Source organism: Ochrobactrum sp. WV_118_8, from assembly GCF_039631535.1.
Classification (GTDB): domain Bacteria; phylum Pseudomonadota; class Alphaproteobacteria; order Rhizobiales; family Rhizobiaceae; genus Brucella; species Brucella anthropi.
Genome location: NZ_JBDIUZ010000002.1, coordinates 2,027,606 through 2,054,044, shown reverse-complemented (window position 1 = coordinate 2,054,044; position 26,439 = coordinate 2,027,606). Strand labels below are relative to the sequence as shown.

The window sequence follows — 26,439 nt, the reverse complement described above, 5'->3', positions numbered from 1 at the left end:
TTTTAGAATTTATCGGTTACAGAGAAGTGGAATATTTTTCCGCCTGTGAGGAAATCCCGATAGATGACGCATCAGCAGATACTCTCCTTCGCGGTAATCATACTCATGATGGGAGCGTTTATCTGGGGCAAGTTCCGTTATGATGTGGTCGCACTTTGTGCACTTCTCCTGGCAATAGCAGTTGGGGTTGTACCCTTCGATCACGCATTTTCGGGTTTCAGCGACGACATCGTTATCATCGTTGGCAGTGCGTTGGTGGTCAGTGCGGGTGTCGCACGTTCCGGCCTTATGCAGGCGGCGGTGCAGCGTTTTCTGCCAGAAATGAACAGTGTGCGACTCCAACTTGCCGTGCTGGTGGCAGTCGTCACTGTTCTCTCAGCTTTTGTTAAAAACGTCGGCGCACTGGCAATCATGATACCGGTTGCTTTTCAATTCGCACGTCGTTCCAATGTTTCTCCATCGACCTTTCTCATGCCTATGGCCTTCGGCGCGTTGCTCGGTGGTTTGATGACCCAGGTGGGCACTTCACCCAACATTGTTGTTTCTCGCATTCGCGGCGAAATGGTCGGTGAACCCTTCACCATGTTCGATTTTACGCCTGTCGGCGCTGTACTGTCAGTGGTAGGACTCATCTATCTGGTACTTTTCTACTGGCTCGTTCCCCAGCGCACTCGCGAAAACGTATCGCTGGATGAGGCAATCAAGATCAAGAATTATGCTTCCGAAGCGCGTATCACCAAGACTTCGACGATGACCGGCAAGCGCGTGACCGATCTCATCAAGGCAGCTGAAGGTGAAGCGATGGTGACTTCCATCATACGCAACGACCAACGATTGACGCCACTTCCAGATACGATCCTGAACGAAGGCGATGTTGTCCTTCTTGAAGGTGATCCCAAAGCGCTCGATGCTGTCATAAGTGCCGGAAAGCTTACCCTGTCCGAGAACCGCAATCCGTCCGAGACAAGCGGTTCCACCGACATCGAGGTTGTGGAAGCTGTTATCGGCAAGAACTCACGCCTAATCGGCCTAACTGCCCAGAGACTTGCCCTTTTTGCGCGGTACGATCTGAACCTCCTGGCGGTCAGCCGGCCAGGCGAACGTATTACTGAGCGGCTCAGTGAGGTCATCCTCCGTTTCGGTGACGTGGTCGTACTGCAAGGCAGACAAGCAAATCTGTCCACCTTCCTGCCGGAGTTCGAATTGCTGCCGCTTGCCCGCCGCAAGCTTATGCTTGGCAGCGTTCGGCGCGGGTTGATCCCGCTCGCCATTCTGATCGCTGCCATCGGAGCAACCGCATTAAGCCTTGTACCAGTGGCGGTGGCTTTCTTTGCCGCCGCTGTCGCCATGCTGCTGTTCAAGGTGATACCTCTCAACGAGGTCTATGACGAAATCGACGGTCCAATTCTGGTGATGCTTGCGGCACTCATCCCGGTTTCGGATGCGCTCCGAACAACCGGCGGCACGGACCTCATCGCAGAAGGGCTCGCCACAATCGGCCATCAGTTGCCGCCAGCAGGTGCGTTGGCGCTCATTCTTGTAGCAGCGATGATGGTGACGCCATTTCTTAACAATGCTGCGACGGTGCTCGTCATGGCTCCCATCGCCACAAGTTTTGCTTCCGGACTTGGTTTCAAGCCGGAGGCCTTTTTGATGGCGGTTGCGATCGGCGCAGGGTGTGACTTCCTCACGCCAATCGGCCATCAATGCAATACGCTGGTCATGGGGCCAGGTGGTTATAAATTCAGCGATTATCCACGACTGGGATTACCGCTATCAATCATTATAGCGATTGTAACAGTCCCAACACTGATGTTCTTCTGGCCCCTGAAATAGTCCTAGAACTGAACTGAGCGTATCCATTCGAGACTGTCGGAAACAATTTTTTCCACGGTCTCGGCGATATCTGCACGGAAGACCAGCGGCTCTCCAACAGGGCTTTCGAGTGTAGCGATCTGGCTTTCCAGCATAGTGACCGGCATGAAATGCCCAGTGCGATGCCCCATGTGCTCGTGCAACACTTCAAAACTGCCATCCAGAAAAACAAACAGCACCGGTGTACCAGCAGCAGAGCGGAGACGTTCACGATAGCTCTTCTTCAGCGCGGAACAGGAAACAACGATTCCGTCGGTCGAAGCCGCAAGACGTTCACCGATTTTGTCGAGCCAAGGCCAACGATCCTCATCCTGCAAGGGGATGCCCGCTGACATCTTATCGACATTGGACTTCGGATGAAGAGAGTCGCCCTCAAGAAACGGGAGCGCCAGTTCATCGGCAATCTTCTCGCCTACGGTTGATTTTCCGGAACCCGAAACACCCATAACGATAATACGCAGCATCAATTCCTCATACACTCGCGGTCATGCCGCCATCGACGTGCAAAACCTGCCCATTGACGAAAGAGGAGGCATCGCTGCTCAGGAATACTGCAGCGCCGACCAACTCTTCCACGTCACCCCAACGGCCCGCCGGCGTTCTTTTCTCCAGCCATGTCGTAAATTCGGGGTTATCAACCAATGCCTGATTCAGCGGCGTCTTGAAATAGCCGGGAGCAACCGCATTGATCTGCAAGCCATGTCGGGCCCAATCGGTGGCCATGCCGCGCGTCAGGTTACGGATCGCTCCCTTTGTTGCCGTGTAAGGTGCAATGGAAGGTCGCGCCAGTTCACTTTGAACCGAAGCAATGTTGATTATCTTGCCGTGTCCTCGCGGGATCATATGGCGCGCAGCTGCCTGCCCAGCATAAAATGCGCTGGAAATGTTGGTTTCCAGAAGCTGCTGCCACTTCTCGATCGGAAAATCTTCAAGCGGCGCGCGATATTGCATCCCGGCATTATTGACCAGAATATCGAGCGCACCGATTTCCTCTTCAATCGCATCAATAGCTGCACGAACTTCTTCAGCAACCGTCACATCGAACACCGACGCAAAGACCGTATGGCCCTCGTCTTCCAGTAGCGTAACGGCCTTATTCACTTTGTTCTGATCACGGCCATTGATGATTACCGTTGCTCCATGTTCTGCAAGCCCACGAGCCAATGCAAAGCCGATGCCCTGGCTTGAGCCGGTAATCAGGGCTATGCGCCCTTCCAGACTGAATAGTTCGAAAGAAGGAGCCATCAGAAAGTTTCCAATTTGAGACCGACGCGGCTTGCCGCCTGCACAATGTGTTGACGCATCACTTCGCGCGCTCGCAACGGATCACGTGAATGAATCGCATCCCTGATTGCGGTGTGTTCATTGATTGTAATCTCGACAATCTGCTCTAGTACCGCCCGCGCACGCGCCGCATTGATTGCCTGATTGATGCGTTCGGCAATGAAACCCAAAACCAGTGGAAAATATTCGTTATGTGTTGCGGAAGCGAGCGCACGGTGAAATGCTAGATCAGCGGCAATACCGGTATCCGTCCATTTTTTCGAACCGCTCATCTCTGCGAGTGCTTCATTCAGTTGCATCATGTCATGTTTATCATGATGCACCGCAGCTAGCCCCGCCGCTTCTATCTCCAACGCCATTCGCAACTGGAACAGGCTGCGGAAACTGTCGCGATTGGCAAGTGTTTCAGGTTCTATGCGGAGAGCATGTCGCCTGTCGGGTTCAGTTACGAACGCACCTACACCCTGTCGGGTTTCAACCAGGCCCTCGTTACGCAACTGGGCAATCGCTTCACGTACAACCGACCGGCTGACACCGAAGCTTTGTGCAAGATTATGTTCTGTCGGCAACTTTTGTCCCGGCAGAAGACTACCTTCACTGATCTGCCGCGTAATTTCCGAAGCAATACGTCCCGGAAGCTGCTCATTACGCCTGATTTCGCCAAACAAATTGATGAAGTCTCCCTGATTGCCCGTGCAAGTGGTGTGTCGTCAGCCTTTTGAAGAGTCAAGAGAAAGCTGGCAGCCCGGATTCATGATATTGTCCGGATCGATGACTTGCTTGATACCTTCAAGCAGTTTTCGCCGTGCAGGGTCAATGCGCTTCTCGAAATCCTCCCTTTTGAGGCGACCAATGCCGTGCTCTGCACTGATGCTGCCTGCGTAACGATCCAGAACAGCATTGATCGTTTCTTTTGCAAGCGTGATCTTCATGTCTTTCGTCGCTACATCGAGATTGCTTTCAGGAATGACATTGAGATGCACATTGCCGTCGCCGACATGCCCATAAGAAACAGCGAGACAATCTGGAAGGACCTTGGCCAGTTCCCTTTCTGCTTCTCCGACGAATGATGCCAGCTTTGAAAGAGGGACCGAGATATCGGTACGCAGGTGCTTGCCACGCAGCGCCTGTCCTTCGTTCATAGCTTCACGAAATGTCCAGAGATTTTGACCTTGCGCACGAGAGGACGCGATTGTCCCGTCAAGAACGAGGCCATCTTCCGTCGCGCCCACGAGAAACTGTTCCATCAAGGATAGTATGTCGACCAGCCCTGAACCCGAGACCTCCATCAAGACATAGGCCGGGTATTGTCCAAGTGGCATGGCAAGCTCCGGCATCGCCTCTTGCGCCAAGGTAAAAGCCACTGGCGGCATAAATTCAAAAGCGGACATCAAATCACAGCACTGCACACGCGCGCGCCGATAAAGGGCAATCACGTCATCCAGCGAATTGAGCCCCAGCAGGGCAGTTTCCACCTTGTCCGGCAAGGGCATAAGTTTGATTGCCACACCGGTCACTACTCCCAAAATGCCTTCTGCCCCGATAAATAGCTGTTTCAGATCAATCCCACGATTGTCTTTCCTCAGCGTCGAAAGGCCATTGAATATTGTGCCGTCTGGCAGCACGACCTCCAGCCCCAGGACCAGATCACGGGTCATGCCATAACGCAACACGTTGATGCCTCCGGCATTGGTACTGACATTTCCCCCGATGCGACAGCTTCCCTGTGCACCAAGTGCTAATGGAAAAAACATCCCTTCGGCTGCCAGTTTGTCTTTCAGTTCGGAGAGAATGCAACCGGCATCCACAACCGCCGAAAAATCATCCGGATCAATCTTCCGAATGTGATTCATCCGCTCAAGACTTAGAATGACGAGATTGTCGCGCCCATCCGGCACCCCTCCTTGCACCAAACCGGTATTTCCGCCTTGCGGAATGATAGACAATCCCAGTGAATAGCAGGCTTTAACCGCGGCAGAAACGTCCGCTGTCGAGCGTGGTCGGATCACGGCAACTGCCGTATTCTCCACATCTCCCGGCCAGTCGCGACAATAGCCAAGCATGTCGTTTTTCCCGGTCATAACCAGATCGACGCCCAAAAGAGCAACGAGATCAGCCTGCTTGTTTCCAGTCATGTCCCCCGAACCATACATGATATCCTCTTGGCTTTACCGATATGCAATGCGCTGTCGCGGATGTACGACAGTTTTTAAGATACGGCAGGCTTTTCCGTTTCATTCCTGTGGCAAGACGGAGAAAACTGTTTTCAACGCCTACATATAAGGTTATCAGACAACCCTACAACACAAATCTGGTGGGAGACTGGAGAAGTGTCGTAATGGTAGCCAACGCCACGTTTTCGAGTAGGGTCGGCTGCGAGGCAAGGAGGAGCCTTCTAGATGCATATTGCAATCATCGGCGCTGCCGGCATGGTCGGGCGCAAACTAACGCAGCGCCTTTCAAACGACGGCCATCTCGGGGAAACTCCAGTTGAAAAACTGACACTTATCGATATCGTTGCAGCGGAACCTCCTAAAGGCTTTGCAGGATCGGTCGATACTCTGGCAGCAGATATATCCACCATGGAAACCGCTCAGAAGATCGTGTCAGGACGCCCTGACGTCATCTTCCACCTCGCGGCAATCGTGTCCGGTGAAGCAGAACTAGATTTCGATAAGGGGTATCGAATCAATCTGGATGGCACCCGCCATCTGTTCGATGCGATCAGGCGTGCACACATTGCTGACGGCTATAAGCCTCGCGTGGTTTTCACATCGTCCATTGCCGTTTTTGGTGCTCCGCTCCCCTACCCGATCCCTGATGAATTTCACACGACCCCGTTGACGAGCTACGGCACGCAGAAGGCTATCAGCGAACTTCTGTTGTCAGACTACACCCGGCGCGGTTTCTTCGACGGCATCGGCATTCGCCTGCCAACGATCTGCATACGCCCCGGCAAACCGAACAAGGCTGCATCCGGCTTTTTCTCCAATATCTTGCGTGAGCCACTCTCCGGGCAAGAAGCAATCTTGCCTGTTCCTGAAGATGTCCGGCATTGGCATGCTTCGCCGCGCTCAGCCGTCGGCTTTCTAATCCATGGAGCCACCATCGATACGGAAGCAGTTGGAGCACGTCGCAATCTTTCCATGCCGGGTCTCAGTGCGACTGTAGGCGAGCAGATTGAAGCATTACGTCGCGTTGCGGGGGAAAAGGCGGTAGGTCTGATCCGCCATGAGCCAGACGAAATGATCATGCGTATGGTTGCAGGCTGGGCTCCCGGTTTTGAAGCAAAACGTGCCCAGGCTCTTGGCTTCACCGCAGAAACATCCTTTGATGAGATCATTCGTGTTCACATCGAAGATGAAATGGGAGGTCAACGTTGACACGTAAGATCGCTTTTCTTGGAACCGGCCTGATGGGCGCACCAATGGCCAGTCGGCTTCTGGATGCAGGCTTTGATGTAACCGTCTGGAACCGGAACAGCGCCAAGGCTGCCCCTCTTGCTGAAAAAGGTGCCAAACTTGCTCAGTCTGCCGCCGAGGCAGCAGAGACCGCGGATTTAGTCATCACGATGTTGACCGATGGCCCGGCAGTACGCGACGTCCTTTTCGATCAAGGGGCCGCAGCAGCCTTGAAAAAAGGCAGTGCAGTCATTGACATGAGTTCAATTTCACCAGACTTCGCACGCGAACATACCAAGCATCTGAAGGCAATTGACATCAATCACATCGATGCCCCGGTTTCCGGTGGCGTAGTGGGTGCCCAGGAAGGCACGCTTGCCATCATGGCCGGAGGAGATGAAGCGATCATCGCAGGCCTTGCCGATGTGTTCAAACCAATGGGACGCCTCACCCGCGTCGGCCCGTCAGGTGCCGGTCAACTCGCAAAACTTGCAAATCAGCAGATTGTCGCCGTAACTATCGGAGCAATCGCTGAAGCAATGGTTCTGGTTGAAAAAGGTGGTGGGTCGCGGGCAGCATTCCGCGACGCTATCCGCGGTGGTTTCTGTGAAAGCCGCATTCTCGAACTGCACGGCAAACGGATGATTGACCGAAATTTTGAACCAGGCGGCACATCGCGCATCCAGCTCAAAGATCTCAATTCGATCCTTAAGACTGCGAGCGACCTATCGTTGAGCTTGCCATTGACCGAGACCGTACGCGAAGCCTTCGCAGCTTTCGTGGACGAAGGCGGTGGTGAGAAGGATCACAGCGCCCTGCTCCTTCATCTTGAAAAGCTCAATGAAGGTCAGAAAAGCTAGTTTGCAGGCAATCGAGCTGCATTGGGAGGTGCAATGAAGATCACCGCAATCGAAACCATCCGTATCGCCGAACGGCCAAACCTGTTGTGGGTGGAAGTTCATACGGACGAAGGAATTACCGGACTCGGTGAGACCTTTTTCATGTCCGAGACCGTCGAGGCCTATCTCCACGAATATGTTGCGCCGCGCGTTGTCGGTCGCGATCCTTTGCAGATTGATCTGCTGGCATCTGACCTTGTGGGTTATCTCGGTTTCCGTTCAACCGGCGCGGAAGTGCGCGGCAACTCCGCTTTCGATATTGCCCTGTGGGATCTATACGGCAAAGCTACCAACCTCCCGATTGCTCAACTTCTCGGCGGCTTCAGCCGTCAGTCCATCCGAACCTATAATACCTGCGCCGGAACTGAATACATCAAGAAGGCTACCGGCCAGCAATCCGCCAATTATGGTCTGGCGGGTGCTGGCGCTAATTATGACGATCTTAATGGCTTCCTGCACCGCGCCGACGAGCTTGCGCTCTCGTTGCTGGACGAGGGCATAACGGCGATGAAAATCTGGCCATTCGACATGGCGGCAGAAAAGACACGCGGGCAGTATATCTCTCAACCTGATCTAAAGGCGGCATTACAGCCTTTCGAGAAAATCCGTGCAGCCGTCGGTGACCGCATGGATATCATGGTTGAATTTCATTCAATGTGGCAGCTCTTACCCGCCATGCAGATCGCCCGCGAACTCGCGCCTTTCAAGACCTTCTGGCACGAAGACCCGATCAAGATGGATAGTCTTGGCAGTCTCAAGCGCTATGCGGAAGCAAGCATAGCGCCGATCTGTGCCTCTGAAACACTGGGGAGTCGCTGGGCGTTCCGTGATCTTCTCGAAACGGGTGTAGCTGGCGTCGTCATGCTCGATTTGAGCTGGTGTGGCGGCATTTCAGAAGCCCGCAAAATTGCCGCCATGGCGGAAGCTTGGCATCTGCCGGTCGCGCCACATGATTGTACAGGACCAGTCGTTCTGTGTGCTTCAACACACCTGTCACTGAATGCACCGAATGCCCTCATTCAGGAAAGCGTCCGCGCATTCTACAAGACCTGGTATCGCGATCTGGTCACGGCCCTGCCCGAAGTGAAGAACGGGATGATCACGGTTCCACCCGGTGCGGGACTTGGCATGGAACTTCACCCAGAAATGGACAAGGCCTATACCGTCAGCCGAAGGAAAACAGATCGATCTAATTTTTGATGTTGGCTCGGCCTAAAGTCTGGACACAGCCCCAGACTGCTAATAACAATAACGCTCTTGTTGTCAGACATCCTGACAACATATGACCTATGGGAAAGGTCATGAAATGGGAGGATATCTGTGCAAGACAAGCGTGAAGTGAAAGCAACGGCGATTTTGCCCGAGGACAGCCATTCTGCGATCTTGATCGGTCGCGTATGGTCGAAAGCCGAAAACGGCCCTTGTCCAGTACTGGTAAAAGACGGTTATGTGCACGATATATCCAGCTTGTCCGCTACAGTTTCGGGTCTTCTGGAGCACAACTCACTGTTACGCGAGTTAGATGGCACAGAAAACTTCACCAATCTTGGCTCTCTGGACGATTTTCTTTCCGGTGATTGTGGAGAGTTGCTTGCTCCCATCGATCTGCAATCGATTAAAGCAGCCGGTGTCACCTTTGCTGACAGCATGCTTGAACGCGTGATCGAAGAACAGGCAAAAGGCGACCCCTCCCGCGCCCGTGAAATTCGCGAACGTCTGGCCCCTGTCATTGGCGACAATTTGAGAGGCGTCGCAGCTGGTTCCGAAAAGGCGGCGGAGGTTAAAGCGCTCCTTCAAGAAATGGGGCTCTGGTCACAATATCTGGAAGTGGGTATTGGCCCTGATGCAGAGATTTTCACCAAGTCCCAGCCGATGTCCGCCGTTGGATGCGGCACAACTGTCGGTATTCTACCGATTTCACAATGGAATAATCCTGAACCGGAAGTGGTTCTGGTCGTCGCTTCTGATGGACGCATTGTTGGAGCAACTCTGGGCAACGACGTCAATCTCAGGGACGTCGAAGGGCGTTCGGCTCTTTTGCTCGGCAAAGCCAAGGATAACAATGCGTCTTGCGCTATCGGCCCATTCATTCGCCTGTTCGATGGCGAATTCACCATGGACGTGTTGCGCAAGCTCAAGCTGTCGCTGACTGTTCACGGAGCTGACGGTTTCGAGATGACCGGCGAAAGCCCTATGGAAGCGATTAGTCGCGATCCTGAAAATCTTGCATCGCAGATGATGAACCGCAATCATCAATACCCAGACGGCGCCGTGTTGTTCCTCGGCACGATGTTCGCACCTGTCAAGGACCGTCGCGGTGTCGGACAAGGTTTCACACATGAAGTCGGCGATCGTGTGGAGATATCAACCCCCAAGCTCGGTCGCCTCGTCAATTGGGTCGACCGGACCGACAAATGTCCCGAATGGACATTCGGCATAAGGGCGCTGATCCGAAACCTGCAAGCGCGCAATCTGCTCGATAAAATTTGAGGACGGATATATGACGAAAGCCATAGACTTCTTCTACAAGATGCTTGGCGCAATTCTCGTCTTCCTCCTCGCCGGCATGGCCATTATGGTCTTCGTCAACGTGATTTTGCGCTACGCCGCAAATTCCGGATTGACCGTATCGGAAGAACTTGCGCGTTATTTCTTCGTCTGGGTATCGTTTCTCGGAGCCGTTCTTACTTTTCGCGAGAACAGCCATTTGGGCATCGAGACGCTCGTTGCCCGCTTCGGACGGCAGGGCCGCATTACCTGCATGGCGATCAGCTATCTGATCGTCGCACTGTGTTCGGGAATTTTCTTCTGGGGCACATGGAAACAATTCGACATCAACGCCAGCATGGTTGCACCCGTCACCGGGCTCTCGATGATCTGGGTTTACGGCGTCGGACTATTCACCGGCGGCGCAATGTTCATCATTGCGGCCGAGCGTTTCCTGCGCGCTGTCACCGGTCGTCTGACCGATGAGGAAATTGCCACCTTTGCGGGCGAACATTCGCTCGATCATCTGATGGAGTAAACGACATGACGCTTGTAGTATTTGTCGGCTCACTCCTCAGCGCTATGGCCATTGGTGTTCCGATCGCCTTCTCGCTTATGTTCTGCGGTGTCATTCTCATGTTGTACATGGGGATGTTCAACACGCAGATCATAGCGCAGAACATGATTGCTGGTGTTGACTCCTTCACCCTTCTGGCAATTCCGTTCTTCATTCTGGCTGGTGAACTAATGAATTCGGGCGGCTTGTCCCGTCGCATCATTGATTTCGCCATAGCTTGCGTTGGCCATATTCGAGGTGGTCTCGGTGTCGTTGCCATTCTTGCGGCCATCATTATGGCCAGCGTATCGGGTTCAGCTGCTGCAGATACTGCAGCGCTTGCCACGATCCTCGTCCCCATGATGGCGAAAGCGGGCTATAATATCCCGCGCTCTGCCGGACTGATGGCTGCCGGCGGCATTATCGCACCTGTTATCCCGCCATCTATGGCTATGATCGTATTCGGCGTTGCCGCCAATGTATCCATAACGCAGCTTTTCATGGCAGGCATTGTACCAGGTCTGATGATGGGTATCGCCCTGCTCTTCACGTGGCAGATCGTCGTTAGAAAAGACAATCTCAAAGTGCTTCCCAAGCAATCCGGCAAAGATCGGCTGCAAGCAACCGGACGCGCACTGTGGGCGCTGGGCATGCCAATCATCATTCTAGGTGGCATACGTATGGGCGTCATGACACCGACGGAAGCAGCCGTGGTAGCCGCAGCCTACGCCCTCTTTGTCGGTATGTTCATCTACCGCGAGCTGCGGTTTGTCGATCTTTACGGCGTCTTCCTGCGAGCAGCCAAGACAACATCCATCATCATGTTTCTCGTCGCCTCGGCGCTGGTTTCGTCATGGCTGATAACAGCCGCAAACATTCCCGCAGAAATCAGCGGTTATATTGCACCGTTAATCGACAGCCCAAAACTGTTGATGTTTGCGATCATGATCCTGGTGCTGATTGTTGGAACGGCATTGGATCTCACGCCGACAATTCTCATCCTGACGCCAGTTCTGATGCCCATCGTGAAGCAGGCGGGTATTGATCCGGCTTATTTCGGTGTCCTGTTCATCATGAATAACAGTATCGGGCTTATCACGCCCCCAGTGGGCGTCGTGCTGAATGTCGTGAGCGGCGTCTCAAAGGTTCCGCTAGGAAAAGTGGTCGCAGGCGTAAATCCGTTCCTGATTTCGCAGGTGATCGTATTGTTGCTGCTGGTTCTGTTCCCAAGCCTCGTATTGGTACCCATGAACTGGCTTCATTAGGTTTAACATCAACTCTGGGAGGAGAGTTCAATGAGAAAACTGATTATGCTGGCAACGACCGCCCTTGTGGCGGGAGCGCTAACCGTTCCTGCATTTGCAGAGTTTCAGGATCGCAATATTCGCGTTTCGAACGGCATTAACGAGGATCATCCCGTCGGCAATGGCATCAAGGCAATGAATGAATGTCTTGCTGAAAAGTCCGGCGGCAAGATGAAGATAACCGCGTTCTGGGGCGGTGCACTCGGAGGTGATTTGCAGGCCACACAGGCACTGCGTTCCGGTGTGCAGGAAGGCGTCGTCACGTCGTCATCGCCGCTCGTGGGCATCGTTCCTGCACTTGGCGTCTTCGATCTGCCATTTCTCTTCGCAAATGATAAAGAAGCAGACGCCGTCGTCGATGGCCCCTTCGGCAAGATGATGGACGAAAAGCTTGCTGCCGTCGGCCTCGTCAATCTGGCCTATTGGGAAAATGGCTTCCGAAATCTTTCAAACTCAAAACATCCGGTCAACAAGTGGGAAGATTTCAGCGGCATGAAAGTCCGCGTGATGCAGAACAACATCTTCCTCGACACATTCCAGAACTTTGGTGCCAACGCTACTCCGATGGCTTTCGGTGAAATTTTCTCGGCGCTGGAAACAAAGGCTATCGATGCACAGGAAAACCCTTACGTCACAATCGATACGTCCAAGTTCTACGAAGTGCAGAAATACGTAACGGAAACGAAACATGCCTATACACCGTTTCTGTTCCTTTACTCCAAGCCGATCTTCGACACGTACTCACCGGAAGAACAGGCCGCCTTGCGTGAGTGTGCCGTAGTCGGTCGCGACGTTGAACGCAAAGTCATTCGCGAACTGAACCAGAAGTCACTCGAGAAGATCAAGGAAGCGGGCCTGGAAGTAAACACACTGTCACCGGAAGAGCATGCTCGCATGCTTGAGAAGTCCCAGCCGATCTATGCCAAATATAAGTCCCAGATCGGCGATGACATTATCGACGCAGTGCAAAAGCAGCTTGGTGAAATCCGCAAATAGTAAAAGCCTGAACCAAAAGAACAGGCCGCGCTCTTTGCGCGGCCTGTTTCATTTCATTCAGGCTGCTTTCAGGCGGTTGTTGACGCGTTCAGCCAACTTGCGAGCACGTACAAGACTGTCGGCTTGTTCGGTACTGAAACGATCTTCTCCGATTTCCATGATTAGGAATGTATCGGGCAAAAAAGTCAGTTCGTCGAAAATTTCTTCCCACGGAATATCACCCCAGCCGATCGGCAGGTGCAGATCGCCGATACCGAGTGCTGTTGCCTCGGCAGGATGATAAAACTTGGTCATCGTATAAGGACGGCCAAAACTATCGTGAACGTGCAGATGTCCGGTCACAGGAGCCATAGCGCGAATTTGCGGACGCCAGTCAATCCCCAGACGTGTGCATTCAATATAGGCATGGCTGAAATCGATCAGACCGCAAACGGAAGAATGATTGACCGCAACTACTGTTTCGGCAACCTGAGCCGGTGTCTGGCGATATTCAGCATCGCTCATCGCGAAAATATTCTCCAGCGCGATCCGGACGCCATAAGTTTTCGCAAGCTCCGCCATTTCGGCGAGCGCGTCCCGTTCCATCTTGTCGAGGTCGGGAATACGAGAAAGTGCAGGCATCGGAGCATGGCCGGAGTGATGAACCAGAACTTCCGCTCCGACACGGTCACAGAGTTCCAGCATCGCCCGAACAACCGCCTTTTGATAATCCAGATGCTCTCGATCCATGAAGTTGGAAACAATCTGTCCGTGAACGCTGTAGCGCATGTCGAACTGTCTGGTGATATCGATGAGACGATCCACGCGATGCGGAATGAGACGACCGCCTGAGATTATTTCCTCGCCATATAGCGACAGTTCGACAGCTTCCGAACCGAGTTCGACGATATTGCGGATTGCGCCCTCAAGCGTGCTGAAATTACCGTCACCCGTAGGGGTGCAGAAGCCAATCGCTGATATTGTATGGTCAGAGGTCATGATGCTCGTCCTGTCAGACATGAAAAATGCGCGAGCCGAATATCCGACATCGCGCATCCCCTCTGGCATGTGCCTATTTCAGGCGTATGACCATATGAAACGATTTCTCCTCAATTGAGAGGAATAGCGTTTCCATCTTTGCTCGCCTGATAAGTGCCGGACAATTCGTCATACTTGGCGAAAATAGCATCGAGCCTTTTGCCGAGACGATGGCGGTCAGCGTCTGGTAGCGACGCAACCATCTTCGGAATCGAATGACTGTGCCAGAAGGTATTATCGCGGTTATACCCACCCGGCTCCAGCGTGAAGACTTCCTTGAGAATCTTCAAGTCGTGAGGGATCGAGAAAGCATCTCGTGAATCCTCATGGCTGAACAGGTAGTAAAAATTGTCGAAACCGCTCCAGGTAATGGCCGAAAGGCACATGGAGCAAGGTTCATGAGTGGAAAGAAAGACCATGTCTTTCGTATCCGGACGTCCATTCTCCGGCATTTCGTAGAAACGCTTCAAAGTGTGCACTTCACCGTGCCAGAGCGGGTTTTCAGTCTCGTTGTTAGTTTCCGCAAGAACAAGGGATAGATCTGATTTGCGCAACAAAGCTGCGCCGAAAACCTTGTTGCCTTCCGCAACGCCTCGTTCGGTCAGCGGAATGACATCCTGCTCGATAACGTCGATCAGTTTTTCAAGCAGTTTCAGTTCATCTGTTTGCACAGTTCTATTCCTCCCGATGTTGCAGAAAAGCGCCGGACCGTTTCGGTCCGACGCATCTATTGTTACTCCGCAAAGAATGCGAAGCGGATGACGAAGAGTGCAGCAACCAACCAGGTAGCAAGATGCACATCACGTGCCTTGCCGGTGAAGGCCTTGAGCACGACGTAGCTGATGAAGCCAAAGGCGAGACCGTTCGCGATCGAATAGGTGAACGGGATAGCCAAAGCCGTCAGTGCAGCAGGCGCGGCTTCCGTTACATCGTGCCATTCGATCTCAGTCAGTTCACGCATCATCAAGCAAGCGACGTAGATCAGAGCCGGTGCCGTAGCATAGGCCGGAACCGAACCGGCGAGCGGCGAAATGAACAAGGCTGCAAGGAAAAGGAGTGCAACAACCAGAGCCGTCAGACCCGTGCGACCGCCAGCCTGAACGCCAGACGCGCTTTCAACATAAGCTGTCGTAGAAGACGTACCGAGAAGCGAGCCACCCAGGATTGCCGTGCTATCGGCAAAAAGGGCGCGTCCGAGACGGTTTGGTTTACCCGGTTCGATCAGACCACCACGCTTTGCCACGCCAATCAGCGTGCCAGTGGCGTCAAAAACTTCAACCAGTACAAAAACCAGAATGACGTGCAGAATGCCGGTATGCAGAGCGCCCATCACATCAAGCTGAAGGAACGTTGGCGCCAAGCTCGGAGGAGCCGAGAAAACGCCGCCGAACTGGCTGATACCGAGAGCAATCGATGCGACGGTGACGACAAGAATACCGATGAGGATCGCACCGCGAACTTTCAGGGCATCCAACACTGCAATGATGAAGAAACCGGCAATCGCCAACAGCGGGCCAGCTTTCGTCAGATCCCCCAGACCGACCAAAGTTGCCTGGTTGCCAACAACAACACCAGCGCTTTTGAGACCGATCAGGGCCAGGAACATACCGATACCCGCAGCAATCGCGCTACGCAACGAATGCGGAATGCCTTCGACCAACCAGCGGCGTACACCCGTTACCGTCAAGATCAGGAAGATAATGCCGGAAATGAAAACGGCACCAAGCGCCTGCTGCCAGGAAAAGCCCATCGCCCCGACTACAGTGAAGGCGAAGAAGGCGTTAAGCCCCATGCCGGGCGCCATGCCGATAGGCCAGTTCGCAACGAGCGCCATGATGATCGAGCCAAGAGCTGCCGCAAGGCAGGTGGCAACGAAAACAGCGTTTCGGTCCATACCCGTAGTGGACAGAATGTCCGGGTTCACGAAGATGATGTAAGACATCGTCAGGAAGGTCGTCACGCCGGCAATGATTTCCGTTCTCGCCGTAGTGCCGTGTTCCTGTAATTTGAACAGCTTTTCGAGCATCGTCCCTCCAAGGCAAGCGCCCGTCAATTGGCGCCTCAGTTCGCGTTAATTCACGACGCGCAACTTGTTGCGCTTCGTAAAGAGCCGAGCTGAGGCAACCTATGCGATTGCCATAATGTTAGTTGCCGCTGCAGATTTGCAGTCGGACAAGTTCCCCATACACCCATCACGGACAAAAGCACAGTTCTGCCGCGTGAATGCCAGTTTGTTGACATGATTTAGTGTGGACTGAGATTTCATCACGCGCCAGTCACTCATTTGCCGGGAAATATTTGAAACAGATTCAAAAAAGACAATTTGCGAGAGGGGCGCGATTATTTCTAACTAACTGATTGAAATGGGCTTTGTAAGAGCAAAGCCGTGCCATACATGCCGAGAGCAAAAAAAGTATGTGCAATAAGATTGAGCAAACGTACATTACCCGCATTCGGCAATTTTGAAGCCGCCCAACCGATTCCCAAACCGGGTTGCAACAAAAACCACCCTGCCGATACTGTCAGTATACCGAAAATCCAAACCGGCAAAAAGACCGGGTCGGAAAACCATTCCGCACCACCATAAATGGCAAAGATGACACCGTAAAGAATACCGACCGCATAATGCCCAATCCAGCCAAGTGCTACTTCATGCTTATAGGGCTTGGCATCAGAAATATTATCGTGGAAAATTTGCCCGTGGCGGAGATGCCAGAACCAGCGACCGACCAGCCCCCAATTTGGGCGCCTCTGCCCTGGTATTGCGGCCAGTATCAGCGCCCACAAGTCCATTACGACGGTTGCGCCAATTCCAATCAAAATCCCGCGCCAGATAATATCCATGCTGTATCTGCCTTTGCGTCATCGGGCGGCCAGATAAGCCTGACACCGCCCGATGCGCAAGAGCTAGATTGCGTGCACTCCTGTATTCCACGCAATACTGACTGGCAATAATTTAGAACAATAAACGCAACACCAACCGGCAATAGACATTGCTATGAAATATGAGGCGATGAAGTTTAGCAAACAAACCGCAGTTTAAAACGGAAACGCCGTATCTTCATCGCCTGCCCCCGCAAATACAAGCTGGCGGAAAATTGCGTTGGCGACAACAGCGATCTGTCCCAAAATGGTACGGATTATGTCTCATTAGCGATAAACAGCTGAATAATGAGCGGGCAAGAAACTAAAGCTGTAACGACTGGGAAAGCGGCATCGCGCAGTCAGAACCACAGACCTTCAGGTCAAGAAACTATTTAAGGGGCAACGCATAAAACAAAAGCGCCGGGACTGGAGACCGACGCTTTGTTACTTTATTCGATTTTCACTTATGGGGCGATCTTTCGAGAGAAACGCCATAAGCTATTACTTACCGAAAACGGCGCTGTGAATCTGCGAACGCGAAACACCGATATCGGCAAGAAGATGGTCGTCCATTGCACCGAGCTCACGGATAGCGCGGCGGCGGGACACGAACTGCTGTACTTTCTGACGAATGTTCATTTGCTTTCTCCTCGTTTGGATGATTATCAAATAGGCGTTTGCCCAAATTTCCACCACGGATATGATTGCAAATGAGGCATGCGTTTTTGCTTGAGCTCAAAACCTTGAAAAGGTCGAATTTACTTCTTTTCCAAGCAATGGCCCAATTATAGTCTTAAATGCGAATTTTCAGAAAAGCCTTTTGCCAATAAGCTTCTAATCGATTAAGGGAGCGGCAGGAACGAACTCCTCCCCCCGTTTCTTTCGGACATTGACATGCTTTACGGTATTTTTCTCGCGTTTGCGTCCTATGCGGCATTCGCTGTAAGCGACGCCTGCGTCAAGTTTCTTGATGGCACGCTGTCACCTTACGAAGTGGCATTCTTCGGCGCTGTACTTGGTCTGCTGGCTATTCCATTTACAAAGAATGCTGACGATGTCTGGCTCGATATGTTTCGCACCACCAATATCAAAATGTGGCTATTGCGAACCGTAACGGCGGCTATGGGAACAATAGGAAGCGTTACGGCATTCACACATCTCTCTATGGCGGAAGCCTTCGCGCTCATTTTCCTTCTCCCAGCCTACGTGACTATACTTTCAGTAGTATTCTTGAAGGAACAGGTTGGCTGGCGGCGATGGTCAGCAGTTCTGATCGGCTTTATCGGCGTTCTGATTGTGCTCCGCCCCGGGTTCAGGGAGCTCTCGATCGGCCACCTAGGCGCACTGGCGGCTGGCATGGGCGGTGCGATGAGCATCATCATCTTCCGCGTTATGGGTAAGCATGAAAAGCGCATATCGCTTTATACAAGCGGACTAATCGGCCCTATCATCATCTGCGGGGCCTTGATGACCCCGTCCTATGAAGCGCCAGATACCGAGCAATGGGTTTATCTTGCGGGATACGGTCTTCTTGCCGCGCTAGCCAATATCCTGCTGATGCTTGCAGCCCAACGCGCGCCAGCAAGTGCAATTGCGTCCCCACAGTATAGCCAGATGATATGGGCGATCCTTTTCGGATATTTTGTTTTCCACGATCACATAGATATGCCCATGCTGATCGGCATCGTTCTCATTACTATTTCCGGTCTCTTCACCTTTATCCGCGAAAGGCAACGCGGTGTTGAGGGGCCTCCGGCTGTTGTCACATCGGAACCAACTCCGGCACTTGTAGAAGACAAGACCGAACAATCTTGAAAGCGAACAGTGACAAGTTCGCGCTTGTCTCCGGCGTTGCCTGCTCCTACGATATAGGTAGCCTGTCCACGGTTGATGAAATAACGCTTCAAACAGAAGTGCTTAGGACGTTAACCTGATTCAACCATATCAAGACGCTTTGAGCATTTTTCCGATAACGATTTGTGTTTGACAGCGCTCTGACGCGGGCAGAAGCACGAGAAATATATTGTCAAAGGACTAGGGAAATGACCGATAAACGCGCGATGTGGACCTATTACAAGGGCGAATGGCGTGAAGGCGATGTTCGCATTCTCGGTGCAGCCTCACAAGCGACCTGGCTTGGTTCGCTGGTATTTGATGGTGCACGCCTCTTTGAAGGCGTAACACCAGACCTTGACCGCCATTCTGCCCGCGCCAATGATTCAGCTCGTGTTTTGGGATTAGAACCGACACTTTCCGCCAATGACATCGAGACGCTTGCGCGTGAGGGCCTGAAAAAGTTCACGCCTGGAACAGACGTTTATATCCGCCCCATGTACTGGGCAGAAGAAGGTGACGCCAGCGCAGTCGCTCCGCTCGCATCGTCAACGGATTTTGCACTCTGCCTTGAAGCGATCCCCATGGTCGAGCCGAAGGGTTTCACGGTCACCACGACATCGTTCCGTCGGCCATATCTGGAAGTCATGCCGGTCAATGCCAAGGCCGCCTGCCTTTATCCGAACAACGCGCGCATGCTGCGCGAGGCAAAGGCAAAAGGCTTTCACAATGCGCTGGTGACCGACGTGCTTGGCAACGTTGCGGAGACAGCAACCTCAAACGTCTTCATGGTACGTGGTGGCGAGGTTTTCACACCAGCGCCCAATGGTACATTCCTCAACGGCATTACTCGCCAGCGCGTAATCGGGCTTTTGCGCACAGCAGGCGTCACCGTCCATGAAACCACTTTAAAGATCGAAGATTTCCGCGAAGCGGATGAAATCTTCTCGACAGGCAATATGAGCAAAGTTGTGCCAATTGTCGGTTTTGATGATCGCAAACTTGAATATGGACCACTGACGAAGCGGGCACGGGCGCTTTACTGGGAATGGGCCCACGCCTGACATCCAATCACAACATCTCTGGCCCAACGCCGGAGATGTTTTCTCCCCCCACCGCAAAGCTGCCCTATCACATGCTCGAACACACGCCTCTTTTTCTCACAATCGCAGTCATTGCGGCATTTCTTGTTGGGCTTTCGAAAGGTGGGTTGCCGTCCGTCGGTACGCTCGCGGTTCCTTTGATGGCGCTGGTCATATCGCCGGTCACCGCCGCCGCACTTTTGCTTCCGATCTATGTCATCAGCGACATGTTTGGCCTATATCTTTATCGCCATCACTTCTCAGCACGCAATCTTGCAATCCTGACCCCAGCAGCAATTCTCGGCGTTGGCGTTGGTTGGATGTTCAGCGCACATCTTTCTCCTACCTTCATCGGAATGCTGGTCGGCTTGGTCGGCATCCTTTTCTGCTTCAATGCTTGGTTCGGGGCGCGTTACCGCAAAAGCGCGCGAAAGGCGGATGTTCCTAGCGGCGTCTTTTGGGGCGTTCTCACAGGTCTGACCAGCTTTGTCTCTCATTCCGGGGCGCCACCGTTCCAGATGTACGTGCTGCCGCAGCATCTTCCAAAACTCGTCTTCGCCGGCACCTCGACTATTCTTTTTGCCATCGTCAACGCCGCAAAACTCGTTCCCTACTGGCAGTTGCAGCAGTTCTCCAATCTCGATACCTCGCTCGGCCTTTGGTTGGTCCCTGCCGCAGTCATCGGCACCTTCGTCGGTGCCAAACTAACCCGGATAATGCCCGACGGTCCATTTTTCCTGCTCGTGCAGCTGACCTTGTTTGGACTTTCCATCAAGCTGATTGCCGACTGGATCGTGCTTTATTTCTTCGGTTGAATACACCCGACGACCGCTTGCAACACATCATCCCTTCAGTCACGATGCGCTCATCGAGCGCCTTTTGGGAGAGAGGAAGCGGGGATGGAGAATGCGGATGCAATCATCATCGGTGCCGGATTAGCTGGGCTTGTTGCCGCTCATGAGTTGGCTCTTGCGGGTCGCAAGGTCATTCTTCTCGAACAGGAAGGTGACAATTCCATTGGTGGACAAGCGTTCTGGTCACTCGGCGGATTATTTATGGTCGACAGCCCGGAACAGCGTCGCCTTGGCATCAAGGACAATATCGACCTCGCGCGGCAGGACTGGTTCGGATCGGCACAATTTGATCGGCCGGAAGATCGTTGGCCGAAACGCTGGGCCGAATCCTATCTGGAGTTTGCCGCAGGAGAAATGCGCCCATGGCTGCATGGTCTCGGCATGCGCTGGTTTCCTGTTGTTGGCTGGGCGGAGCGTGGCGGAGCAAAAGCCGATGGTCACGGCAATTCAGTGCCACGCTTTCATGTAACCTGGGGAACAGGACCTGCTGTCGTAGCACCATTTGAACGATCGCTCCGTGCAGCAATCAGCAAAGGGCTCATAACCCTAAAATGCCGTCATAGAGTCAATAGTATCGCCACTACCGGCGGGCGCGTCAGTGGTGTCTATGGAGAGGTGCTGGTGCCATCGACTGTCGAGCGCGGGCAATCTTCGTCACGCGACACCATTGGCGAATTTGCCTATTTTGCTGACTGTGTAATCGTCACATCTGGCGGCATAGGCGGTGACCCCGACAAGGTTCGAAGGGCATGGCCGCGCGACAGACTCGGCATTCCCCCGAAAGAAATGGTATTGGGAGTACCAGCTCATGTTGATGGACGCGGCATAGATATTGCCGTGGCTGCGGGCGGGCATGTCATCAATGCTGATCGCATGTGGCACTATACGGAAGGCGTGCGAAACTGGAACCCGATCTGGCCAAACCATGGCATTCGCATTCTGCCGGGGCCTTCTTCCATTTGGTTCGACGCTAAGGGCAATCGTCTTCCCGCTCCCTATCTTCCTGGCTTCGACACTCTTGGCACGCTCAAACATATTCTTTCGACCGGCTACGACTATTCGTGGTTCATCCTGACCGAAAAAATCATCCGCAAAGAGTTCTCTCTGTCCGGATCGGAACAAAATCCGGACCTCACGGGCAAAAACTGGAAGCTTTTGCTTAAAAGTCGCCTCGGTAAAGCGCCACCGCCGCCGGTCCAAGCCTTTCTCGATAACGGAGCAGATTTCATCACAGCTGGAACACTGGATGAGCTCATTGCAAAAATGAACGGTTTGACGGGAGAGAAGCTTCTGAAGCCTGACCACATCCGTGATCAAATCGAAGCGCGAGATCGCGAGATCGTCAACCGCTACTCCAAGGATGCTCAGGTGATGGCGGTCCATAATGCCCGAGCCTATATCGGTGACCGTCTCACGCGCGCCGTGCCGCTGCATTCTCTGCTGGAACCCTCCAACGGTCCGCTTATTGCCGTCAAACTTCATATTCTGACACGCAAGACACTTGGCGGTTTGCATACCGATATGGACGCCCAAGTTCTCAATGCGGCAGGAGAAAAGGTGCCCGGTCTATACGCTGCAGGCGAAGCTGCAGGCTTCGGCGGTGGCGGTTATCATGGGTACAATGCACTTGAAGGCACATTCCTCGGCGGCTGCATCTTTTCCGGACGAACGGCCGGTCGTGCAGCTGCCGCGGCAACATCGCTCTAGTGAAAGACAAGACGGCAACATCGGCCTTTATCGACCGCATTCCATATATGAGTTTTTTATTTTTTGAAGCAGCGCTCGCTCTCGAAACCCTATGCAATGCGGCAACATAATGTCCCTGTAAGAAACAGGGAGCCCTTTCGGGCAATTCAGGCATGACTATGGATTTCGCCGTCCTTGCAATCGGCATCGGCTTCTTCGCGCTGCTGTTCGGCTATCTGCGCATCTGCGAAAGGCTTTGAGGCGTCGCCATGATGATCGAATACGTCGCTGGCGCATTGGTTGCAGCCTTTATAGCCGCTTATCTCCTTTACGCGCTCATACGACCGGAGCGGTTCTAGGCCGATCTCCGGCCAAGCCCGCGTAACCGGCAGCCTTTCAGGCCTCGGAAAAGACCATGACAATCAATGGATGGATTCAGATTCTCGTTTTTTGCGGGATCATCATTTTGCTCGTCAAACCGCTCGGCGGCTACATGACGCGCGTTTTCGGCGGTGAACGGACGCTCCTTTCACCTGTACTCGTTCCGGTCGAGCGGGGGCTTTACCGCCTCGCAGGCACAGCAGAACGAGAAGAACAGCACTGGACAACCTATGCTGCTTCCCTGCTATTGTTCAATCTGGCCGGCTTTTTGCTGCTTTACATGCTGCAACGGTTTCAGGGCTCTCTGCCCTTCAACCCGATGGGTATGAGCGACGTCCCGGCGGACCTGGCCTTCAACACCACTGCCAGTTTTGTTACCAACACCAACTGGCAGAACTATGGTGGCGAAAGCACCATGTCCTACCTGACGCAAATGGCAGGACTGACGGTACAGAACTTCGTCTCGGCTGCTACTGGCGTTGCCATCGCCATTGCACTCATTCGTGCATTCTCGCGCAAATCCATGAAGACGCTCGGAAATTTCTGGGTCGATCTTACACGATGCACACTCTACGTCCTTTTGCCCTTGTGCATTATCCTTACCTTGGCTTTCGTCAGCCTCGGTGTGCCGCAAACGATTGGTGCTTATGCCGAAGCAACAACGCTGGAAGGCGCGAGACAGGTGATCGCGCTTGGGCCGGTTGCCTCGCAGCTCGCCATCAAGATGCTCGGCACCAATGGCGGCGGTTTCTTCAATGCCAATTCCGCGCATCCTTTTGAAAACCCGGATGCCATCTCCAACATGATCCAGATGGTTGCGATCTTCGCAATCGGCGCTTCGCTTACCAACGTCTTCGGGCGAATGGTCGGCAACGAACGTCAGGGTTGGGCAATCTTTGCTGCGATGGGCATATTGTTCGTCGCAGGCGTTGCAATCTGCTACTGGGCAGAAGCTGCCGGTAATCCCCTCATCCATGCACTCGGCGTTGATGGTGGCAACATGGAAGGCAAGGAGACACGTTTCGGCATCGCAATGTCCGCGCTCTTCGCCGTCGTTACCACCGCTGCATCATGCGGTGCCGTGATCGCCATGCATGACAGCATGATGGCACTGGGCGGAATGATCCCCATGATCAACATGATGCTGGGCGAGATCATCATCGGCGGCGTAGGTGCAGGCTTCTACGGTATCGTCCTGTTTGTTGTCGTTGCCATTTTCGTGGCCGGGCTGATGGTTGGACGCACGCCTGAATATCTGGGCAAGAAGATCGAAGCCAAGGAAGTGAAAATGGCGATGCTCGCCGTTCTCTGCCTTCCGTTATCAATTCTGGGTTTTACCGCCATAGCGTCCGTTATTCCAACAGGGCTGGCATCGATCGCCAATCCCGGACCACATGGTTTCTCGGAAATTCTCTATGCCTATACCTCAGGCACAGCGAATAATGGTTCCGCCTTCGGCGGCCTCTCCGGCAATACGCCCTGGTATAACATCACCATCGGGCTTGCCATGCTGATGGGCCGGTTTCTCGTGATCCTGCCTGCCATGGCGATCGCCGGTTCACTTGTCGCCAAGAAAGCTGCACCGCAATCTGCAGGCACCTTCCCGACGACAGGGCCGCTTTTCGTGGGCTTGCTGATCGGTGTCATTCTTGTGGTTGGAGGCCTGATATTCTTCCCGGCGCTGGCGCTCGGCCCCATTGCCGAACACCTCGCAATGATCAAGGGGCAGATGTTTTGATGCTCAAACCCTCAAGCTGCATTCTCTCGATCCTTCTGATAACGACCGCACTCCTTCTCGCGGTTCAGCTTGCCGGATTGATCTGAGCTTTCCGAACGGAAACGTAATTTTACTGGAGCCTCTGTTATGAGCCAGTCCAAATCCGCGAGCATTCTTGATGCCCGCATCCTTTTACCCGCCATCGGCGATGCCTTTCGCAAGCTCAATCCCAGGAGTCTTGCGCGCAATCCGGTGATGTTCGTGGTTGCCGTCGTTTCAGCGCTTACAACTTTGCTGCTGCTGAAAGACGTCGCCACCGGCAATCCCAGTGTCGGCTTTTCATTCCAGATCGTCTTGTGGCTGTGGTTCACAGTTCTGTTTGCGAATTTTGCCGAGGCCGTCGCAGAAGGCCGAGGCAAGGCACAAGCAGACTCGCTGCGCCGGACACGAACGGAAACACAAGCTAAACTTCTGGATAGTCCCGAGGGACCAAACTGGAAAAGTGTGCCGGGAACCAGCTTGAAAGTTGGCGATATCGTTCTTGTGGAAGCCAATGACATCATCCCTTCCGACGGTGAAGTCATTGAAGGTGTCGCATCCGTCAATGAAGCCGCCATTACCGGCGAATCCGCGCCTGTCATCCGTGAATCTGGCGGCGATCGCTCTGCCGTTACAGGTGGAACACAAGTTTTGTCCGACTGGATCAAGGTACGCATCACCGCCGCGCAGGGTTCCACCTTTATCGACAAGATGATTAGGCTGGTGGAAGGTGCAGAACGCCAGAAGACACCCAACGAGATCGCGCTCAACATTCTGCTTGCAGGCATGACGCTGATATTCGTGCTCGCCGTTGTTACGATCCCTAGCTTTGCGACTTATGCAGGCGGTTATATCCCCGTCACGGTGCTGGTTGCGCTCTTCGTGACCCTGATCCCGACGACAATCGGCGCCTTGCTTTCTGCCATTGGTATCGCAGGCATGGACCGCCTCGTACGCTTCAACGTGCTTGCCATGTCCGGTCGTGCGGTCGAGGCAGCGGGTGATGTGGACACGCTTCTGCTTGACAAGACCGGCACGATCACTCTTGGCAATCGTCAGGCGACCGCTTTTGTGCCGGTCAATGGCGTAACCGAGCAAGAGCTTGCCGATGCAGCGCAACTGGCCTCGCTTGCCGACGAAACGCCCGAAGGTCGTTCCATCGTCGTTCTGGCCAAGGAAAAATACGGTTTACGTGGCCGTGACATGCAAGGTCTTCACGCCCATTTTGTACCATTCACCGCGCAAAGCCGCATGAGCGGCGTCGATATTGAGGGTTCCGTCATTCGCAAAGGCGCTGTGGATGCTGTGCTTGCCTATGTGGACCAGAATAGCCACGCCGATGAAAGAACACTGTCGGAACTACAGTCTATCGCTGACACAATCGCCAAGGCTGGCGGCACACCGCTTGCCGTCGCTAAAGATGGCCACCTTCTCGGTGTCGTGCACCTGAAGGACATCGTCAAAGGCGGCATCCGCGAGCGCTTTGCCGAATTGCGCCGGATGGGTATCCGCACTGTCATGATTACCGGCGACAACCCTATGACCGCAGCAGCCATCGCTGCCGAAGCAGGTGTGGATGACTTTCTTGCGCAGGCAACGCCAGAAAACAAGCTGTCGCTTATCCGAGAGGAACAGGCGAAGGGGAAACTTGTTGCAATGTGCGGAGACGGTACAAACGACGCCCCTGCCCTTGCTCAGGCGGATGTCGGCGTGGCCATGAATACCGGCACGGTTGCCGCGCGAGAAGCAGGCAATATGGTCGATCTTGATAGCGATCCCACCAAGCTCATTGAAATCGTTGAAATCGGCAAGCAATTGCTGATGACACGGGGAGCGTTGACGACCTTCTCCATCGCCAATGACATTGCAAAATATTTTGCGATCATTCCGGCTATGTTTCTCGCTTTCTATCCTCAGCTTGGCGCGCTCAATATCATGGGGCTCTCCACGCCGCAGAGTGCCATCCTGTCGGCCATCATCTTCAATGCTCTGATTATTGTGGCTCTGATCCCACTTTCGCTGAAAGGTGTGACCTACAAGCCGGTCGGCGCAGGTGCGCTCCTCTCGCGCAATCTTCTGATCTACGGCCTCGGCGGCGTCATCGTGCCATTCATCGGCATCAAGGCCATCGATATGGCCATTACCGCCCTTGGCCTCGCATAA

24 protein-coding genes are annotated in these 26,439 nt (G+C 53.5%); 15 read left to right on the top strand and 9 right to left on the bottom strand.

The features are described 5' to 3' along the window. Positions 1–63: 63 nt before the first annotated feature. On the top strand, positions 64–1,836 hold the full coding sequence (locus tag ABDF71_RS23865; protein WP_029927216.1) for an SLC13 family permease: 1,773 nt from the start codon (positions 64–66) through the stop codon (positions 1,834–1,836). 2 nt (positions 1,837–1,838) lie between these two features. Here the strand turns inward: ABDF71_RS23865 and ABDF71_RS23860 are convergent, their stop codons facing one another. The 4 genes from ABDF71_RS23860 to ABDF71_RS23845 are packed head-to-tail and all read right to left on the bottom strand — an operon-like array spanning position 1,839 to position 5,312. Then, the gene (locus ABDF71_RS23860; RefSeq protein ID WP_071632196.1) at positions 1,839–2,339 is read right to left on the bottom strand and encodes a gluconokinase; all 501 of its coding nucleotides are present in this window, start codon (positions 2,337–2,339) and stop codon (positions 1,839–1,841) included. Between the two features lie 7 nt (positions 2,340–2,346). Continuing rightward, the gene (locus ABDF71_RS23855) at positions 2,347–3,120 is read right to left on the bottom strand and encodes an SDR family oxidoreductase (protein ID WP_010658943.1); all 774 of its coding nucleotides are present in this window, start codon (positions 3,118–3,120) and stop codon (positions 2,347–2,349) included. After that, positions 3,120–3,827 (bottom strand): FadR/GntR family transcriptional regulator, encoded by a 708-nt coding sequence (locus ABDF71_RS23850; protein ID WP_029927212.1) that lies wholly within the window; start codon positions 3,825–3,827, stop codon positions 3,120–3,122. Before ABDF71_RS23850 ends, ABDF71_RS23855 begins: the two co-directional genes overlap by 1 nt. 42 nt (positions 3,828–3,869) lie before the next feature. After that, positions 3,870–5,312: an FAD-binding oxidoreductase gene (locus ABDF71_RS23845; protein WP_258124252.1), complete on the bottom strand. Its 1,443-nt coding sequence runs from the start codon at positions 5,310–5,312 to the stop codon at positions 3,870–3,872. A gap of 246 nt (positions 5,313–5,558) precedes the next feature. Between ABDF71_RS23845 and denD the strand changes: the two genes are divergently transcribed. The 7 genes from denD (at position 5,559) to ABDF71_RS23810 (ending at position 12,802) form a co-directional block, all read left to right on the top strand. Continuing rightward, complete coding sequence (denD, locus tag ABDF71_RS23840; protein WP_010658946.1) at positions 5,559–6,542, top strand: D-erythronate dehydrogenase; 984 nt, start codon at positions 5,559–5,561, stop codon at positions 6,540–6,542. After that, positions 6,539–7,420, top strand: a complete 882-nt coding sequence (locus tag ABDF71_RS23835; RefSeq protein ID WP_151663090.1) for an NAD(P)-dependent oxidoreductase — start codon at positions 6,539–6,541, stop codon at positions 7,418–7,420. The genes denD and ABDF71_RS23835 overlap by 4 nt, the downstream gene beginning before the upstream one ends. A gap of 33 nt (positions 7,421–7,453) precedes the next feature. Then, positions 7,454–8,659: a mandelate racemase/muconate lactonizing enzyme family protein gene (locus tag ABDF71_RS23830; RefSeq protein ID WP_043062450.1), complete on the top strand. Its 1,206-nt coding sequence runs from the start codon at positions 7,454–7,456 to the stop codon at positions 8,657–8,659. 120 nt (positions 8,660–8,779) lie between these two features. After that, complete coding sequence (locus tag ABDF71_RS23825; protein ID WP_010658949.1) at positions 8,780–9,949, top strand: fumarylacetoacetate hydrolase family protein; 1,170 nt, start codon at positions 8,780–8,782, stop codon at positions 9,947–9,949. Positions 9,950–9,959: 10 nt separating this feature from the next. Further along, positions 9,960–10,484: a TRAP transporter small permease gene (locus ABDF71_RS23820; protein ID WP_010658950.1), complete on the top strand. Its 525-nt coding sequence runs from the start codon at positions 9,960–9,962 to the stop codon at positions 10,482–10,484. 5 nt (positions 10,485–10,489) lie between these two features. Next, positions 10,490–11,767 carry a TRAP transporter large permease gene (locus ABDF71_RS23815; protein WP_029927202.1) on the top strand — a complete coding sequence of 426 codons (1,278 nt, stop codon included), beginning with the start codon at positions 10,490–10,492 and terminating at the stop codon, positions 11,765–11,767. Positions 11,768–11,797: 30 nt separating this feature from the next. Then, positions 11,798–12,802 carry a TRAP transporter substrate-binding protein gene (locus ABDF71_RS23810; RefSeq protein ID WP_010658952.1) on the top strand — a complete coding sequence of 335 codons (1,005 nt, stop codon included), beginning with the start codon at positions 11,798–11,800 and terminating at the stop codon, positions 12,800–12,802. 57 nt (positions 12,803–12,859) lie between these two features. Here the strand turns inward: ABDF71_RS23810 and ABDF71_RS23805 are convergent, their stop codons facing one another. From ABDF71_RS23805 to ABDF71_RS23785, 5 genes are all read right to left on the bottom strand, one after another. After that, complete coding sequence (locus tag ABDF71_RS23805; RefSeq protein WP_036563545.1) at positions 12,860–13,780, bottom strand: sugar phosphate isomerase/epimerase family protein; 921 nt, start codon at positions 13,778–13,780, stop codon at positions 12,860–12,862. Between the two features lie 110 nt (positions 13,781–13,890). Further along, on the bottom strand, positions 13,891–14,490 hold the full coding sequence (locus tag ABDF71_RS23800) for a nucleoside deaminase (protein ID WP_010658954.1): 600 nt from the start codon (positions 14,488–14,490) through the stop codon (positions 13,891–13,893). Positions 14,491–14,552: 62 nt separating this feature from the next. Beyond that, the gene (locus ABDF71_RS23795; RefSeq protein ID WP_010658955.1) at positions 14,553–15,845 is read right to left on the bottom strand and encodes an NCS2 family permease; all 1,293 of its coding nucleotides are present in this window, start codon (positions 15,843–15,845) and stop codon (positions 14,553–14,555) included. Positions 15,846–16,165: 320 nt separating this feature from the next. After that, the gene (locus ABDF71_RS23790) at positions 16,166–16,663 is read right to left on the bottom strand and encodes a DUF2938 domain-containing protein (protein WP_036578490.1); all 498 of its coding nucleotides are present in this window, start codon (positions 16,661–16,663) and stop codon (positions 16,166–16,168) included. 522 nt (positions 16,664–17,185) lie between these two features. Next, complete coding sequence (locus ABDF71_RS23785) at positions 17,186–17,323, bottom strand: DUF1127 domain-containing protein (protein WP_010658957.1); 138 nt, start codon at positions 17,321–17,323, stop codon at positions 17,186–17,188. Positions 17,324–17,578: 255 nt separating this feature from the next. Between ABDF71_RS23785 and ABDF71_RS23780 the strand changes: the two genes are divergently transcribed. The 7 genes from ABDF71_RS23780 (at position 17,579) to kdpB (ending at position 26,439) form a co-directional block, all read left to right on the top strand. Further along, the gene (locus ABDF71_RS23780) at positions 17,579–18,499 is read left to right on the top strand and encodes a DMT family transporter (RefSeq protein WP_151663091.1); all 921 of its coding nucleotides are present in this window, start codon (positions 17,579–17,581) and stop codon (positions 18,497–18,499) included. 227 nt (positions 18,500–18,726) lie between these two features. Next, on the top strand, positions 18,727–19,581 hold the full coding sequence (locus tag ABDF71_RS23775) for a branched-chain amino acid aminotransferase (protein WP_029375981.1): 855 nt from the start codon (positions 18,727–18,729) through the stop codon (positions 19,579–19,581). 71 nt (positions 19,582–19,652) lie between these two features. Then, the gene (locus tag ABDF71_RS23770) at positions 19,653–20,414 is read left to right on the top strand and encodes a sulfite exporter TauE/SafE family protein (RefSeq protein WP_258124240.1); all 762 of its coding nucleotides are present in this window, start codon (positions 19,653–19,655) and stop codon (positions 20,412–20,414) included. A gap of 84 nt (positions 20,415–20,498) precedes the next feature. Then, on the top strand, positions 20,499–22,160 hold the full coding sequence (locus tag ABDF71_RS23765) for an FAD-binding dehydrogenase (protein ID WP_036587346.1): 1,662 nt from the start codon (positions 20,499–20,501) through the stop codon (positions 22,158–22,160). A gap of 248 nt (positions 22,161–22,408) precedes the next feature. After that, positions 22,409–22,498 (top strand): K(+)-transporting ATPase subunit F, encoded by a 90-nt coding sequence (gene kdpF, locus ABDF71_RS23760; protein WP_036578495.1) that lies wholly within the window; start codon positions 22,409–22,411, stop codon positions 22,496–22,498. 56 nt (positions 22,499–22,554) lie between these two features. Further along, positions 22,555–24,258, top strand: a complete 1,704-nt coding sequence (gene kdpA / locus ABDF71_RS23755; protein ID WP_500061818.1) for a potassium-transporting ATPase subunit KdpA — start codon at positions 22,555–22,557, stop codon at positions 24,256–24,258. A gap of 126 nt (positions 24,259–24,384) precedes the next feature. Further along, on the top strand, positions 24,385–26,439 hold the full coding sequence (kdpB, locus tag ABDF71_RS23750; RefSeq protein WP_151663092.1) for a potassium-transporting ATPase subunit KdpB: 2,055 nt from the start codon (positions 24,385–24,387) through the stop codon (positions 26,437–26,439).